Raw genomic sequence first — 13,995 nt, 5'->3', positions numbered from 1 at the left:
TCCCGCATTATCCGAACGCAAAACCGTTACACACTTTTGCTGGAAATGCTTTATCGCCGCGACAGTGACCTCTGCACCAGCATGGCGATGATGATGATCGCGCCCTGAATCGCTCCAATCAGATATTCACTGATGAAGTTCGACAGCAGCATGATATTGCCGACGATCTCCAGAATGAATGCGCCGCAGATCGTACCCCACACACGCCCGACCCCGCCGCGCAACGCCGTGCCGCCGACCACCACGGCAGTAATAGCCTGCAACTCCCATAACATCCCCGTCGTAGCCGAAGTGGACCCCAGACGCGGCACATAAAGCAGAACCGCAACAGCAACGCACAGGCCCTGCACGACATAGGCGATAGTGCGCACCCGCTTGACCGAAATGCCCGAATAGCGCGCGACATCCTCGCTGGAGCCGACCGCGATCACATGGCGTCCGTAGCGCGTGCGGTAGAGAACGAATGCCGCTATCGCCGCCGTCACAAAAATCACGATCACCGGCACCGGCACGCCCAGCACCGAGCCAAAATAGGCAGGGCGGTACAATGTCTGGATTTCGGGATTGCGCAGGGTGATCGCACCGCCCTGCGAGAGCCATGTGGTCAGCCCGCGATAGATGCCCATCGTGCCGAGCGTCGCGATAAAAGGCTCGATCCCGCCCAGCGTGACAATAAGGCCATTGGCAAGTCCGCAGGCGGCACCCACCACCACCGCCAGCAATACGGCTGCGATCAGCATCATGAGCGGATCGGCAATCACGCCGCTATTCATGAACAATATCATGATGCTGCCGACGAAAGCCGCCATGGAGCCGACCGAAAGATCAAGCCCGGCGGATGAAATCACATAGGTTGCGCCCAGCGCGATGATCGCAATGAAGACGCTGCGAGTCGCGACATTGAGCAGATTGTCTACGCTGATGAAGTTCGGATTGGCGAACGCTCCGAGAATGAGCAGCAGAAACAGCGCAACGAAGGGAGCGACTGCCCGCAAGTCCCAATCTCTGGAGGTCTTCACCTCTTTGCTGTCGGTCGCGCTTTGTGTCATCGATTCCTCTTGTTTATTCACGCCGCTGCCTCGGTGCCTACGCCGGTCGCCAATACGACGATATCGTTTTCTGTCATCCGCTCGCCGCTCACTTCGCCAGCGATGCGGCCCTCCCGCATGACGATGATGCGGTCGCAGATGCCGATCAGTTCCGGCATTTCGGAGGAAACGACGATGATCGACCGGCCTTCATCGGCCAGATTGGCGATAAATTGATAAATCTGTTCCTTGGTGCCGACATCGATGCCGCGCGTCGGCTCATCAATGATAACGATGGACGGATCGAGCATCATCATTTTGGCAAGCAGCAGTTTTTGCTGGTTGCCGCCCGAAAGCTGCCCGGCCAGAATATCCTTGCGGCCGGTGCGGATATCGAATTCGCGGATCGCCTCATCAAGCGCAGCGCGCTCCTTGTGCCGGTCGATCTGAAAGCCGCTGATGAATTTCGTAATGGAGGCCAGCGTGAGATTGACCCCAAGATCCTTGGAAAGCAGCAGGCCCTTGCCTTTGCGGTCCTCGCTCAGATAGGCGATACCGGCGGAAAGACTGTCATGCGCATTGCGGAAATTAACGGGCTGGCCGTGATGACGAACCGTCCCTCTGCCCGGCCTCAACCCGACAACGCTTTCCATCAATTCCGTGCGCCCGGCCCCGACAAGCCCGGCAAAACCGAGAATCTCGCCTTTTGCAAGGCTGAAACTTGCGCCCCTGACATAGCCGGGCACATTGAAATCGCTCACTTCGAGCACGATGTCCCGGCCCTGTTTCGCCACGCGATCGGGATAAAGCTTGGCAACATCACGACCAACCATCAGCCGCGCCATATCCGCTGGCTGAAGCTCGGATGCAGAATGCGAGGCCACCAGATTGCCATCGCGCAGCACCGTCACCCGGTCGGCGATTTCCTTTACTTCCGGCAAGCGATGCGAAATATAAAGCACCGCCACGCCTTTGGCGCGAATATCACGGATCAGCTTGAGCAGCGCTTCGGTTTCATGCGGCGTCAGCGAGGCGGTCGGCTCATCGAAAATGACGACACGATGCGGCACCAATAATACGCGGGCGATCTGCACAAGCTGACGCTGGGCAATCGACAGGCCGCCGACAACCGCATCGGGGTCGATCTGTGCGCCAAGATCGTGAAGGGCCTTGCGCGCGCCTTCACGCATCGTCTTGTCATCAACCACGAGTCCGTTGGAAAGCTCGCGACCCAGATAGATGTTCTGTGCCACCGTAAGGTCAGGCGCGAGCAGGATTTCCTGATGCACCAGAACAATACCCTGCGCTTCAGCTTCCACCGGCCCGGAAAACGTGATGGGCTTGCCGTCGATATGAATCTCGCCGCTGGTAGGGCGCTCATTACCCGCCAGCAGCTTCATCAGCGTCGACTTGCCAGCACCGTTTTCGCCAATGACTGCATGAACCTCGCCTCCATGCACGCTCAGATTGATGTTCTTTAGAACCTGAACGGGACCAAAGGATTTCGATAGCGAAACTGCCTCAAGAAATGCGCCGCCCTCGCCTTGCCGGGTCGCAGTCATCCTCGTTTATCCGTGGGTGCGGCCCACTCGCGGCCCTGCCTGCAATATTGTATTTGCGGCTTGCTTTCAGCATTTTTCACCGAGCTTGTTGATTGCATGTGAACTCCTCCCAAAGCACCACATCGAAAATCTTAGCGTTCGTTTTGAGGTACGTAAAGCAAAATTGTTGAATGCCTCTCCGTATAGGATTTACGTTCCTCGCGTATGGGTTTTATCATGCTGTATCAATATAAATAACAGGCATTGGCTGCAAAAGACATTGCGGCTCTGGGCTTATTTATGAAATGAGTTTGGAATGACAGGAAGGCGTTGAAGGCGGTTTGATGAAAGAGCATTTCGTGTTTGTTGACGATGAGCAGGAACGCGCCCGCGTCGCCTGGCTTTATTTCATCGGGGGGCAGACCCAGCAAGAAATAGCGCAGCGGATGAATATCACCCGGCTCAAGGTCAACAAGATCATCCGCCAGGTTCGCCAGTCTGGACAGATACAGATCCATTTAAGTCTGCCGCTGGTGGATTGCATCGAACTGGCCGAGAAGGTCTCCGCGCGCTATGGACTTATGGAAACGGTCGTCGTTCCCGACCTCCATGATTATCTGGATCAGAAGCGGGTGATCGGCGAGGCTGCCGGCGAGATGGCCAGCGAGTTGATCGGTGGACGCGATATGGGCGTAGGCATCGGCTCGGGGCGTACTTTAAGTTTCGCGGTACGCAGCCTGCGCGTGCGGCTCAAGCCCGAAAGCTGGGTCGTTGGACTGACAGGGGGCGTGACCAGCGGATCGTCAACCAACAGTTTCGAGGTGGCAACAGCGTTCGCCCGCGCACTTGGCGTGGAGTGTCACTATCTCACTGCGCCAATCTATTGTGCCAATCCCGAAAGCCGCAATGCGATCCTGCTCAACGACGAACTGACCGACGTCCTGGCCAGAACGGAGATCGCCGATATCGGCCTTGTGTCCTGCGGGCCGCTGAACTCCGATACTTCTCTCACACATATCCGCATCGTGAAGGATAATCTCGACAGTGTGCTGAAACTGGGCGCGGTCGGCGAGTTCATGGGTTATTTTCTCGACGCGCAAGGGCGACCGATCAATCATTTCCTCAATGATTCGATCATTGCCCTGCCGCCCGACAAGCTAAAGCTCAAACCCGCTTCCGTACTGGTTTCCGGCGGGCTGAACAAGATCCCGATCATAAGGGCGATATTGCGCGGCGGATATGTCAACCGGCTTGTCACCAATGAAGGTGTTGCGCGAGCCCTGTTGCAAGGGCCGCGCTAAACCTCATTTCGAAAGCCAAAGACGGCGCTATTTATCGCTCTGGTCCTGCAACGCTTCCGCCATGGCGCGCAGCGTGACGAAGGTCGATGCCGCGCCGGGGTCGATATGACCGATGGAACGCTCGCCAAGCTTTGCCGAACGTCCTCGGCGCGATTCCATTGCAGCGGTCGCCTTCATGCCCGCTTCCGCGCCATCACGCGCCGCAATCAGCACATCCTGCGTGGATTGGCCTTTCTGTGCGGCCTGCATGGCGGCTTCCACCGCCGGAACCCAGGCATCGATCATTGTCTTGTCACCGGAATTGGCGCGCCCGCGGTCCCGAATGCCCTGACAGGCAGCAGCGAGCCATTCGGCCATGCCAGTCCCATCGAGATTGAGGCGGTTGCTGACTGCGGTGCCTGCGCGTAAAAACGCCGTCGCATAAAGCGGGCCCGACGAGGCGCCAACCGCATCGAGAAAAGCCTTGGCCATGCGCTTGCAGATGCCTTCGATGGTCTCGTCGTCCTGCTCGTCCTGAAGAGCATGCTGGACGGCCTTCCAACCGATCTCCATGGTGACGCCATGATCCCCATCACCGATAATGCCATCAAGTTCGGATAGCCAATTTTTCTCGGCAATGATCTGGTTGCCGACATTGACCATCATCGCCTTGAATATAGCAGGCGTAATATCGCCCTCCGTAATGAGAACGCGCGGGGCTTCCTGTGCTGCTTCCTTGTGTTCGACGGCCCGTTCGACCCTACGGCTGCGGGCGGGCGCATGTTCGCCCTGCTGCACCGCACCCACGGTCAGCGCAGGCGTATGGCAGGGATGGTCGAGCAGGGTTTGCAGCGTATCGTCCAGCTTCATCAGTGTGATCGACGCGCCCGCCATTTCCAGCGAGGTGGCATATTCGCCAACCCAGGACGCATGAATATGGACGCCTTTCGCATCCAGCAACTGCTTGGCGCGGCGAAACAGAACGTAAAGCTCGATCTGCGAAGTCGCGCCAAGCCCGTTGACCAGCACGGCGACGCGATCTCCCGCCTCAAGCGCCAGTTCACCAAGAATTGCCGCCATGAGTTCATTGGTCACTTCGTCAGCGGGGGCAAGCTTCTGGCGGCGAATACCTGGCTCGCCATGAAGGCCCATGCCAATTTCCATCTCATCATCACCAATGGTGAAATTCGGCTTTCCGGTCTGCGGCAGCGAGCACGGGCTGAGCGCCACACCCATCGAGCGGGTCGCGTCATTAGCTGCCTGTGCCAGCGCTTCGACACGAGCCAGCGGTTCGCCGAGATCTGCCGCGGCACCCGCAATCTTGAAGACGAAGAAATCGCCTGCAATGCCGCGCCGTTCGGAGCGACGCTCAAAGGGAGCGGAAGCCACATCGTCTGCAACAGCAACATGGCGCACTTCCATGCCGCTCTGCGCTAGTTCTTCCGCTGCCATCGTGAAGTTGAGAACGTCGCCCATATAGTTGCCATAGAGCATCAGCACGCCCACGCCGCCATCCGCCGCGCGGGCGGCTTCAGCGATATGGGATGGCGAAGGCGAAGCAAAGATGTTGCCGACCGCTGCGGCATCCGCGAGGCCTCTGCCGACATAGCCTGCAAATGCCGGTTCGTGTCCAGACCCGCCGCCAACGACGATCCCGACCTTGCCATCGCGCGGGCCGTCAACCGCGACTACGGCGCGGCCCGTTTCGCCTTCCACCCGCAGCATATCAGGATGCGCCCCAATCATACCCTCGATCATTTCAGCGATGATGTCTTCGGGCGCATTAATCAGTTTTTTGGTTTTGACTTGTTCATTCATTCTCTTGTCCCTCATAAAGCTGTCCGCTTGATCAGATCACAACGCTCTAATTGGCTTCCCGGCGCAGATAGCGGCGCGATATGGAATCGAAGGAGATGGCGAGCACGACGATGGCGCCCGAAACAATTCCCTGCCAATAGGGCGAGACGCCAAACAGGACAATGATATTTTCGATGATGGCGATGATGCCAGCGCCAAAAATGGCGCCAATCGGGCTGCCTATGCCGCCCGTAGTGGCGACGCCGCCAATGACGGAAGCTGCAATCGGCGCCAGTACCCAACTATCACCAATCGAAGGCTGCGCCGTGCCCAGACGAGCAACCATCAGCACGCCGGCAAGGCCCGCAATAGCGCCTGCCGCGCCGAACACCAGAAGGCGCACGCGATCAACGCGAATACCGAGCATACGTGCGCCGTCGCGATTATTGCCAATGGCGTACATATAGCGACCGAACGGCGTTTTGAGCATCATGAAGGTCGCAACCAACAGCACGACGAACATGATGATGAAAGGCACAGGAACGCCGAACACATCGCCGCGACCAAGATAATGCACCTCACGCGGGATTCCGGTAATGGCGACGCCGCGCGTCAGCACCAGATTCGCGCCACCGAAAACGCCAGCCGTACCGATGGTCAGGACCAGAGAATGCAGGCGCAGCATCGTTACAAGCAGGCCATTGAGAAGACCCAGGCAAAGACCCAGGCAGATCGCCAGAAACATGGCGGTATAAGGCTCAAAGCCGACGCGCATCATCAATATGCCGGAAACCACGCCACACAGCCCACCCATAACGCCGAGCGAAAGGTCTAGCTCGCCAAGCACCATGAGCATCGACTGTGCGATGGTAATCAGTCCGACGAAGGCAAGTCCGCGCGCCACGACCGACAGGTTATAGGGAGTGAGGAAATAAGGCGAAATGACTGCCGAAAGCACGAAAATGACCAGCAGCGCCACGAAGACGCCTGCCAGCGGCGTACGGATCAGGTTGGAAAAGGGTTTGGTCTGCATTGTTTATACCTCTGTTCCAAAAATCGCGCCCACAAGCGTTTCATTGCTGGTTGCGGCGGTATCGAATTCGCCGGTAATCTGGCCGTTATGCATCGTCAGGATCCGGCTGGCACATTTTTGCAATTCGTTAAGTTCCGAAGAAACGAGGATGACGCCCACTCCTTCCTCGGCAAGATTTTTCATGATGCGGTAAATCTCGGCTTTGGTGCGGATATCGATGCCCTTGGTAGGTTCATCGAAAATCAGCACGCGCGGGCGGGTTGCCATGGCACGGCCAATGATTGCCTTTTGCTGGTTGCCGCCGGAAAGCTCCGAGATACGCTTGCCCATGCCCGCAGTGCGAATGCCGTAATCATCGATAATTTTCTGAACGACATTGCGCTCGCGGCGATCGCTGATACCGAGTTTTCCAGTGGTGAGCGAAAGCACAGACAGGCCGATATTCTCGCGCAGTGACAAAAGCGGGAAAATGCCGTGATGCTTGCGTTCCTCCGACAGGTACAACATGCCACCCGCAACCGAACGCGACGTGTCGTTGAGCGCCCAGTCCTTGCCCTCAATCTTCACCTTTCCAGCCGTTGCCTTCAAATAACCGAAGATCGTCTGCATGACTTCGGAGCGCCCTGCCCCGACCAGTCCTGCGAAACCAAGGATTTCGCCCTTGCGCAGATCGAAGCTGATATTCTCGAAACGAGGACCGGAAAGGCCGCGCACTTCCATGATGGTTTCATCGGTGGGGGCAGCGGGCCGTAGGTGCTCGTCCAATGCCAGATCGCGACCGGACATGGCACGGATCAGATCGGCTTCGGTTACATCGTTGATTTTGCCGCTTTCGATCTTCAGGCCATTGCGCAGGACCGTATAATCGTCGCCGATTTGAAAGACTTCATCCATTTTGTGGCTGATGAAGACGATGGCATGATCACGATCCAGCAGGCCGCGTATAACTTTGAAGACGCGCTCCACTTCGACCCGCGTTAGCGACGAAGTAGGCTCGTCAAGGATAAGCACCTTCATTTCGGAATTGGTGCAGGCGCGGGCGATCTGCAAAAGCTGCTGGTCGGAGACCGATATGTTCGCTACCAGATCCTGCGGACGTGCTTCGATCCCGAACCGGTCGAGATAGGTTTTGGCTTCTTCCATTAAAGAGCTGCGATTGACCAGAAAACCGCCATGTCCCGTCCGGTTGAACGGCATGAATAGATTTTCGGCAACGCTCATTTGCGGAAATAAGGTCAATTCCTGCGGAACATAGGCGACATTCTTGTAAAGGGCGGGTTCGGAAACCGGGTCGCGGCCATCGATGAATACCTGACCGCGCGAAGCGCTATCGGTTCCCGTCAATATCTTCACCAGCGTCGATTTACCCGCGCCGTTTTCGCCTGCGAGAATATGCGTGCGACCCAGTTCGATCTCTAGATCGACGTCGTCCAGTGCGGTAACGCCGGGAAAGTCCCGGCCTAATCCGCGTGTTTCAAGATAAGCCATAGATGGACATCCTGGACAATATATTTGCAAAAGGGAGCACGGGAACAACCCGTGCTCCAGCAACATGATCGGAAAGGATCAGTCGCCTACGTTTTCCTTGGTCAGGAAGGCGTTGCCGGTATCGATATAGCCCGGTACAGGCGCACCGGTTGCCTGTGCCCACAGAACCATGACCGACCAGTAGCCCTGCAATTCGGGCTGCGAGGCGGACGAGCTATCGGCGACGCCATTGCGGATCATGTCGAGCATTTCAGGCAGGTTGTCGAGGCCGACCAGCGTCACCTTGCCTTCCTTGCCTGCTTCCACGATAGCCTGGCCGATGCCGATTGGACCAGCTGCGTCGGATGCGACCCAGCCCTTCAGGTTCGGGTTGGCCTGCATGATAGCAGCTGCCTGCTGCTGGGCAATCTCGATGCTGTCATTGTCGATGCCTTCAGCTACGACCTTGATGCCTGGATGCTCGGCGAAGACCTGACGATGACATTCGGCGCGGATCGAATGGTTTGGTGCGGTCGGGACGCCCATCATGATGGCGACCTCGCCCTCACCGCCCAGAACTTCAACCAGACGGCGGGCTGCAATCTTGGCCTGTTCGCAGAAATCCGATCCGATATGGGTGATCGTCATACCTTCGGGAGGAACTGAATCGAACAGCACCAGCGGGATTTCCTGCCCCTGCGCTTCTTCCAGCGAAGCACGATTGCCGGACGGATCGAGCAGATCGATAGCCAGACCGTCAGGACGCGTCGAGAGAGCACTGTCGATGATCTGATTCTGCTGCACTACATCCGCGCTTTGCGGAGCCGAATAAACGATTTCGACATTGGCGCCGGTCTGTGCCTTGAGCGCCGCAGCCGCCTGTTGTGCACCTTCATTCACCTTGTCAAACCAGGGATGAACTACTTTAGGTACGATTACAAAACGATAGCTGTCCTTTTTCACCGTGCCGGGCGCATCCTGTGCAACAGCGGAAAATGGCAGCGAGAAAGCGGCAAGCGCCGCCAGCATAGCAAGCTTTTTCATCAATTCCTCCCTTGGAAAACGAGGCGGGGCATTCTCCGCCTGCCTGCTCGAACGATTAGCGGGGAGGCTCCTCTGCCTTATCCCCGTGAGCGAACTCAAGGATGAAATACAGATGTATAATTAAAATTACAAGAGTAATGTTTCTGCTGCCAGGGCATTCTCCGTTTCCAGAAGCGCTGGATTACCAGCGATATTGCGATCTCATCTAGTTACAATCCGCTGTTTCGCTTTCACTCATGTGATTGCTGGCCGAGCATTCATTGCAATCTCCGTTGGATATGTGCGGCGCTGATCATCAGAGCTTTGATCGAAAACGCTCCCTCGGCTGCTTTTTCTACCAATATACGTAGATAGCCGCTGGTCGAGTTGATCTCGTCATAACGCTGAAGAAGATAGGCAATAGCGATGGCTGTATTCACTTTTCCTAGCGTTTTCAAAGCCATATGATAAAGTTTCGTGTCTATATCGAGGAAGTGCCGTACCTTCTCTGCCGTTTCGATCAGATCAGGCCAGTGCTGTATCGGAACTGGTGCATAGCTGTGAATTTCCGGGCAGGTACGAAGAACCTGGTCAAGGGAAACTCCGCTGTCCTCAGACCGGTGTGATTTTATCGAGTCTGGGCTGTTATCCACTTCTGCAAGGTTTCTATCAAAATGAGAATCTGGTTTTGATTCATTAAGCTGCCGCTCATTTTGAGATTCATTGTCGCTCAAATCTTCGGCTTTTTCCTGATTATTCAACAGCTTATTGATTGAAACGTAAATATCGCGCAGCATTTCGACGAGCACAGCCAGTTCTTCATATGCGGCACGACGGGGAATAGTATCGACAATGGTTCTGAAACGGGTTTTCAGCTCGTCCCAGGCACCTGGCAAGCGCTCTTCCATCGCATAGTCGAGCATTTTTGAGATATCGCGTCGCAGCAAGGTCAGTTGCTCGCGGATTTCCCGCAATGCTGCTTTCTCCGCTCTGACCTGTTCCGCTGCCGCTTCAAACTCCACCGAGCGGGCAAGAAGGGGTGCAAGGGAAAAGCCGAAAGCGATTTTGAGTTCACCGGATTTTGTCCGCCGGGCATAGCGCTTGCCGTTCGGGCTATCTTGCCGGTTGATCAGGCCTGCTTCGACCAGCGCGGCCAGATGCCGACGCAATGTTGCATCTGCCATGCCATGGGCGCGCAGAGAAAGCTGCTTGTTTGATGGAAAGACCACCAGCGCGCTGCCCTCATTGAGAATGGTTTCGGGATGGAAGGACAGCAAGGCGGACAGAACCGCAAGCGTACGGTCATTGAGGCCGATTATGTTTTTGCTTTCACAAAGCCAGCGATAGAGCTGCCACTTGTCGATAGCAGCACCTTGCGGAACTTCTTTCGTTTTCCTATGCGCTGCCAACAAGGCGTGCGTCATCCTTTGACTGCCAAAAGGCGTCAAGCCGAATTGAGACTCCATTTTCTTTCACCTTACGCGAGGCAAAAGAAATCCACCCGCCGAAAAGACGCTAATTGCACTTGACAGTGATTCGTGGATTTGCGATTCTCTAGCTGCTAAACCAATGAGAAGGGCTTCCACGCGGCGACGTTTGGGGGCCTTTTTCTTTTGCTCTGTTTCCTCTTCCTCAAATTCTGCAAGTGACCATCACCTGCTTCCTTTGCCTTTTTATCTTACGCTGGTCGGGCGGGGATAAGTTTCCACGTCCTTACACTTACTCACTTCTCCTCGTCTCTGAACGACGCATAGAGCGTGTCCAGATTGCGAGAAATCCATTGCGCAAAACGGTGCCCATTGGCGGCGCTCAAAGCCAGGGTTGCAGCTTTGCTGTTTTGCTTGATGACGACATTGACGCTTCTATCGGCGGCAACCCATATTGCGCCGGTACGCGAATCCGCTTTAGTGACGGGTTTCTTTTGCCGCTCTCCTTTCAGATAGCCGTAAAGCTGCTCGAACCGGGCGCTGGATTGCGCTGCCTTGAAAGAGTTGGTGGCAATAAGTTCGCGTGCTGCATCCGCTTTACCGGGCATTTCGATCAGTTTACGCAATTCGAGCCAGCGATCGCGACCGATGCCCTTTGCCGGACCGATAGCCAGCAGCATGTCATCCGGAATAGTGCGCGGTATAGTCAGCATCTTCGAAAGGGTCTGATAGTCGACCGATAATGCTGCTTGTATGGCTTCGCGGCTAAATTGCCGCTCTTCAAGACGGGCGGCGAACAACACACGTTCGATAAAGCTCAGATTTGCCCGCGCGGAATTTTCCTGACCCTGGCTGAGAATATGTTCCAGATCCGCGAGGGGTTTGACGACCGCCCTGACCTTTATTCCCAGTTCCTGCGCTACTCGCACCCGGCGATGGCCGAAAACGATCATATATCGCCCGCTGGTCTGCGGATGCGGGCGGACGAGCACAGGGCTATCCTGCCCGCGTTCGCGAATGGCTTCGAGAAGCTCGCTATATTCCTGGTCGTCGGTTTCCGGCAGACGGTCGGCCACGAAGGACGCATCCAGATCAGCGGGGTCAAGCTCGATGATTGCCTCGCCATCAAGCTGCTGCGACGCCTGCCTGGCCAGTTCATCGATTGAGGCGGAAAGGGATTTGGCGGCTCCGAACCGGCGCGATACGGCTTCAGTCGGTGCGTCGGATTCTGGTTCCGTCGCTTCCGTTTGCATCACGCTTCTAAAGATATTCTTTCGTGCCATTCTTTCGTCCTCGAACCAGCCATAACGCTGATTTTATTTCATATTTCCCATATTAGACGGCGGTCTACCGCCCCCAGGCTTCATGGATCAGCCCTCTTATTTCCGAATTGACCGCTTCCATGGCGTCCATGGCGCGATCATAGGTTCCACGGTTCATCGAAGAACGCTCGATCTCGTAAAGTGATTGCTTGGTCAGTCCGGCGTCTGAAATGGCGGTTGATTTGAGCATCGGATGCTTGAGCATATGTGAGGCCAGCATACTTTGCATGAAGCCGACCATTTGCGCCTGCGGGATATCGGTAGGCTCGTAGCGGGTGACGAGATAGCGGAACCAGTCAAGATGAACGGCGCCGCCCGCCTGGCGCACGGTTTTGAGAATATCGCCAAGCATAAGCAGGAATTGCGACATCGACATCAAATCGAGCATCTGTGGATGTACGGTGATCAGAACCGATGTCGCAGCCGATAAAGCGGTGAGCGTTAGATAACCAAGCTGCGGCGGACAGTCGATCACGACTATATCGTAATCCTGATCCACATCGGCCAGCACGCGCGCGATGCGGTTCCAGAAACTGCGGCCCTCGCCGCCATTCTGCATCGCAAGCGGCGTATCATACTCATATTCCTGCAGCTCCAGCATAGCTGGAATAATATCCAGCCCCGGAAAATTGGTGCGCCGGATGACGTCGCGGATGGGCTTTCGCTCGGAATCGTAACGAATGGCTTCATAAAGTGACGGGAATTCATCGAGTTCCGGCTGGATGCCATGTAAGGCGGAAAACGACGCCTGCGGATCGAGGTCGATCGCCAGAACCCTATGGCCGGTAAGGGCGAGATGCTGCGCGAGATGAGCAGCGGTCGTAGTTTTCCCTGAGCCGCCCTTGAAATTCACGACACCGATGACCTGCAATTTTTCATTGCCGCGCCGATGTGGAACATATCGTTTTACTTCCGCGCGGCCATTCTGGTCGAGCCAGTGCCGCAGTTCCTGTATCTGCTCTATCGTATAGGCCCTGCGCCCACCGGAAAGAATAATGGGCTCTACTCCCTTGCCTTCCAAGTGCAGCTTCTTGAGATTACTCGGAGAGACCCCTAGAAAATAAGCCGCTTCAGCCATGGAGAACTGCCGCAAGGATTTGCGGGCGTCAGGAGGAAAATTTTCATGGCGCAGCAGATTGAGCTTACGGGAAATTTCCCGTCCTTGCGTCAATATCATGTCGTCAAACGACAATGGAGCTGGCTGGCTTACCGTATTCATTGGTTTAGGACCCCTGGTGACGGCATTGAAACTAATACCGCCTGAATACCGTCATTATGTCCGATTCTCATTTTACCGCAAGGTCTGCCTCTTAACAAACCGTTAGCGCGGGCGACGGTTTGTTCAAAGCCATCTTTCTTGCAAATTGATAGTTTTCTATCTGTCTGACTTTAAAGGCTTTTCTAACTAATAGACGGCAGTCTATTGGATATTGCTTCTGATGTATCGATTTTTTGCAGCGTTCGCCAAATAAAGCCAGGGGTCCTTTCTTTTGCGGGATGAGGTAGAATCGGCTCTGGCGGCCGCATATAGGGGAGGGCAGATGTGATTGTAATGTGTGGGCGTTTTTCGGACTGACTGGCGCGGGGCAGATGCAGGTGCCTTGATGAGCCAAGCGAGAGGCTGGGTGCCTTTAGCAATTATGATTGGTCAGTCTTTTGATAGGCTATGCGGTTAAGACGGGGGTGGACTTTTTTAACCAAATCATCCTATAGTATCAGGGACGGAGGGCCAGTCTGCTTATCGATATAAAAGGGTTTATAAAGCTATTAAAAGCTTTGCGGTGATAGTCTCTCTAGCAAAACGGAACCGCCACGTTTCTTTCGTTGAGAGCAATATTCGATTTATTTTCAATCGTATATAAGTTACTCGCTTTCCAGTCGAGTATACCGGAATCTGCATGGGCGACAGATTTGTAGGTAGCGCGCCATTTGTAAGAAAATCAGTTTATGGATGATGGTGTCATCGCGGTCGCCGCAAAGGAAGGACGAGCGATGACCGGGGTCGATATTGATGGGTTGAGTGAAGACGAGCTTTATGATTTGAACGCGCGGGTTAACAAACGGTTGCGGGCATTCG

10 protein-coding genes are annotated in these 13,995 nt (G+C 55.4%); 1 reads left to right on the top strand and 9 read right to left on the bottom strand.

Annotation, left to right across the window (positions count from 1 at the left end; genetic code table 11):
• Positions 1–50: 50 nt before the first annotated feature.
• Both KUG47_RS15890 and KUG47_RS15885 read right to left on the bottom strand, forming a co-directional pair.
• Complete coding sequence (locus KUG47_RS15890) at positions 51–1,049, bottom strand: ABC transporter permease (protein ID WP_217678953.1); 999 nt, start codon at positions 1,047–1,049, stop codon at positions 51–53.
• Between the two features lie 17 nt (positions 1,050–1,066).
• Positions 1,067–2,590 carry a sugar ABC transporter ATP-binding protein gene (locus KUG47_RS15885; RefSeq protein WP_217678952.1) on the bottom strand — a complete coding sequence of 508 codons (1,524 nt, stop codon included), beginning with the start codon at positions 2,588–2,590 and terminating at the stop codon, positions 1,067–1,069.
• Positions 2,591–2,913: 323 nt separating this feature from the next.
• Between KUG47_RS15885 and KUG47_RS15880 the strand changes: the two genes are divergently transcribed.
• Positions 2,914–3,870: a sugar-binding transcriptional regulator gene (locus KUG47_RS15880; protein ID WP_217678951.1), complete on the top strand. Its 957-nt coding sequence runs from the start codon at positions 2,914–2,916 to the stop codon at positions 3,868–3,870.
• A 27-nt stretch (positions 3,871–3,897) separates the two neighbouring features.
• On the opposite strand, the gene dhaL is transcribed toward KUG47_RS15880, so the two are convergent.
• The 7 genes from dhaL to repA form a co-directional block, all read right to left on the bottom strand.
• Positions 3,898–5,667 (bottom strand): dihydroxyacetone kinase subunit DhaL, encoded by a 1,770-nt coding sequence (dhaL, locus tag KUG47_RS15875; RefSeq protein ID WP_217678950.1) that lies wholly within the window; start codon positions 5,665–5,667, stop codon positions 3,898–3,900.
• Between the two features lie 46 nt (positions 5,668–5,713).
• Positions 5,714–6,679, bottom strand: a complete 966-nt coding sequence (locus KUG47_RS15870; protein ID WP_217678949.1) for an ABC transporter permease — start codon at positions 6,677–6,679, stop codon at positions 5,714–5,716.
• Between the two features lie 3 nt (positions 6,680–6,682).
• Positions 6,683–8,167 (bottom strand): sugar ABC transporter ATP-binding protein, encoded by a 1,485-nt coding sequence (locus KUG47_RS15865; protein WP_217678948.1) that lies wholly within the window; start codon positions 8,165–8,167, stop codon positions 6,683–6,685.
• Between the two features lie 78 nt (positions 8,168–8,245).
• On the bottom strand, positions 8,246–9,190 hold the full coding sequence (locus KUG47_RS15860) for a substrate-binding domain-containing protein (protein ID WP_217678947.1): 945 nt from the start codon (positions 9,188–9,190) through the stop codon (positions 8,246–8,248).
• Between the two features lie 257 nt (positions 9,191–9,447).
• Complete coding sequence (gene repC / locus KUG47_RS15855; RefSeq protein WP_217678946.1) at positions 9,448–10,635, bottom strand: plasmid replication protein RepC; 1,188 nt, start codon at positions 10,633–10,635, stop codon at positions 9,448–9,450.
• Positions 10,636–10,892: 257 nt separating this feature from the next.
• Entirely contained in the window at positions 10,893–11,879 is a 987-nt protein-coding gene (repB, locus tag KUG47_RS15850) for a plasmid partitioning protein RepB (RefSeq protein WP_217678945.1), read from the bottom strand.
• 64 nt (positions 11,880–11,943) lie between these two features.
• A complete protein-coding gene (gene repA / locus KUG47_RS15845; RefSeq protein WP_217678944.1) occupies positions 11,944–13,137 on the bottom strand; it encodes a plasmid partitioning protein RepA in 1,194 nt (397 codons plus the stop codon).
• Positions 13,138–13,995 lie beyond the last annotated feature (858 nt).

This window comes from Falsochrobactrum tianjinense (assembly GCF_019100495.1).
GTDB classification, from domain to species: domain Bacteria; phylum Pseudomonadota; class Alphaproteobacteria; order Rhizobiales; family Rhizobiaceae; genus Brucella; species Brucella tianjinense.
This window is presented reverse-complemented; position numbering and strand designations above follow the sequence as displayed.

Excerpts from the sequence above, each read along its gene's own strand:
- KUG47_RS15890 (WP_217678953.1), bottom strand. The coding sequence starts at position 1,049 with ATGACACAAAGCGCGACCGACAGCAAAGAGGTGAAGACCTCCAGAGAT.
- KUG47_RS15885 (WP_217678952.1), bottom strand. The coding sequence starts at position 2,590 with ATGACTGCGACCCGGCAAGGCGAGGGCGGCGCATTTCTTGAGGCAGTT.
- KUG47_RS15880 (WP_217678951.1), top strand. The coding sequence starts at position 2,914 with ATGAAAGAGCATTTCGTGTTTGTTGACGATGAGCAGGAACGCGCCCGC.
- dhaL (WP_217678950.1), bottom strand. The coding sequence starts at position 5,667 with ATGAATGAACAAGTCAAAACCAAAAAACTGATTAATGCGCCCGAAGAC.
- KUG47_RS15870 (WP_217678949.1), bottom strand. The coding sequence starts at position 6,679 with ATGCAGACCAAACCCTTTTCCAACCTGATCCGTACGCCGCTGGCAGGC.
- KUG47_RS15865 (WP_217678948.1), bottom strand. The coding sequence starts at position 8,167 with ATGGCTTATCTTGAAACACGCGGATTAGGCCGGGACTTTCCCGGCGTT.
- KUG47_RS15860 (WP_217678947.1), bottom strand. The coding sequence starts at position 9,190 with ATGAAAAAGCTTGCTATGCTGGCGGCGCTTGCCGCTTTCTCGCTGCCA.
- repC (WP_217678946.1), bottom strand. The coding sequence starts at position 10,635 with ATGGAGTCTCAATTCGGCTTGACGCCTTTTGGCAGTCAAAGGATGACG.
- repB (WP_217678945.1), bottom strand. The coding sequence starts at position 11,879 with ATGGCACGAAAGAATATCTTTAGAAGCGTGATGCAAACGGAAGCGACG.
- repA (WP_217678944.1), bottom strand. The coding sequence starts at position 13,137 with ATGAATACGGTAAGCCAGCCAGCTCCATTGTCGTTTGACGACATGATA.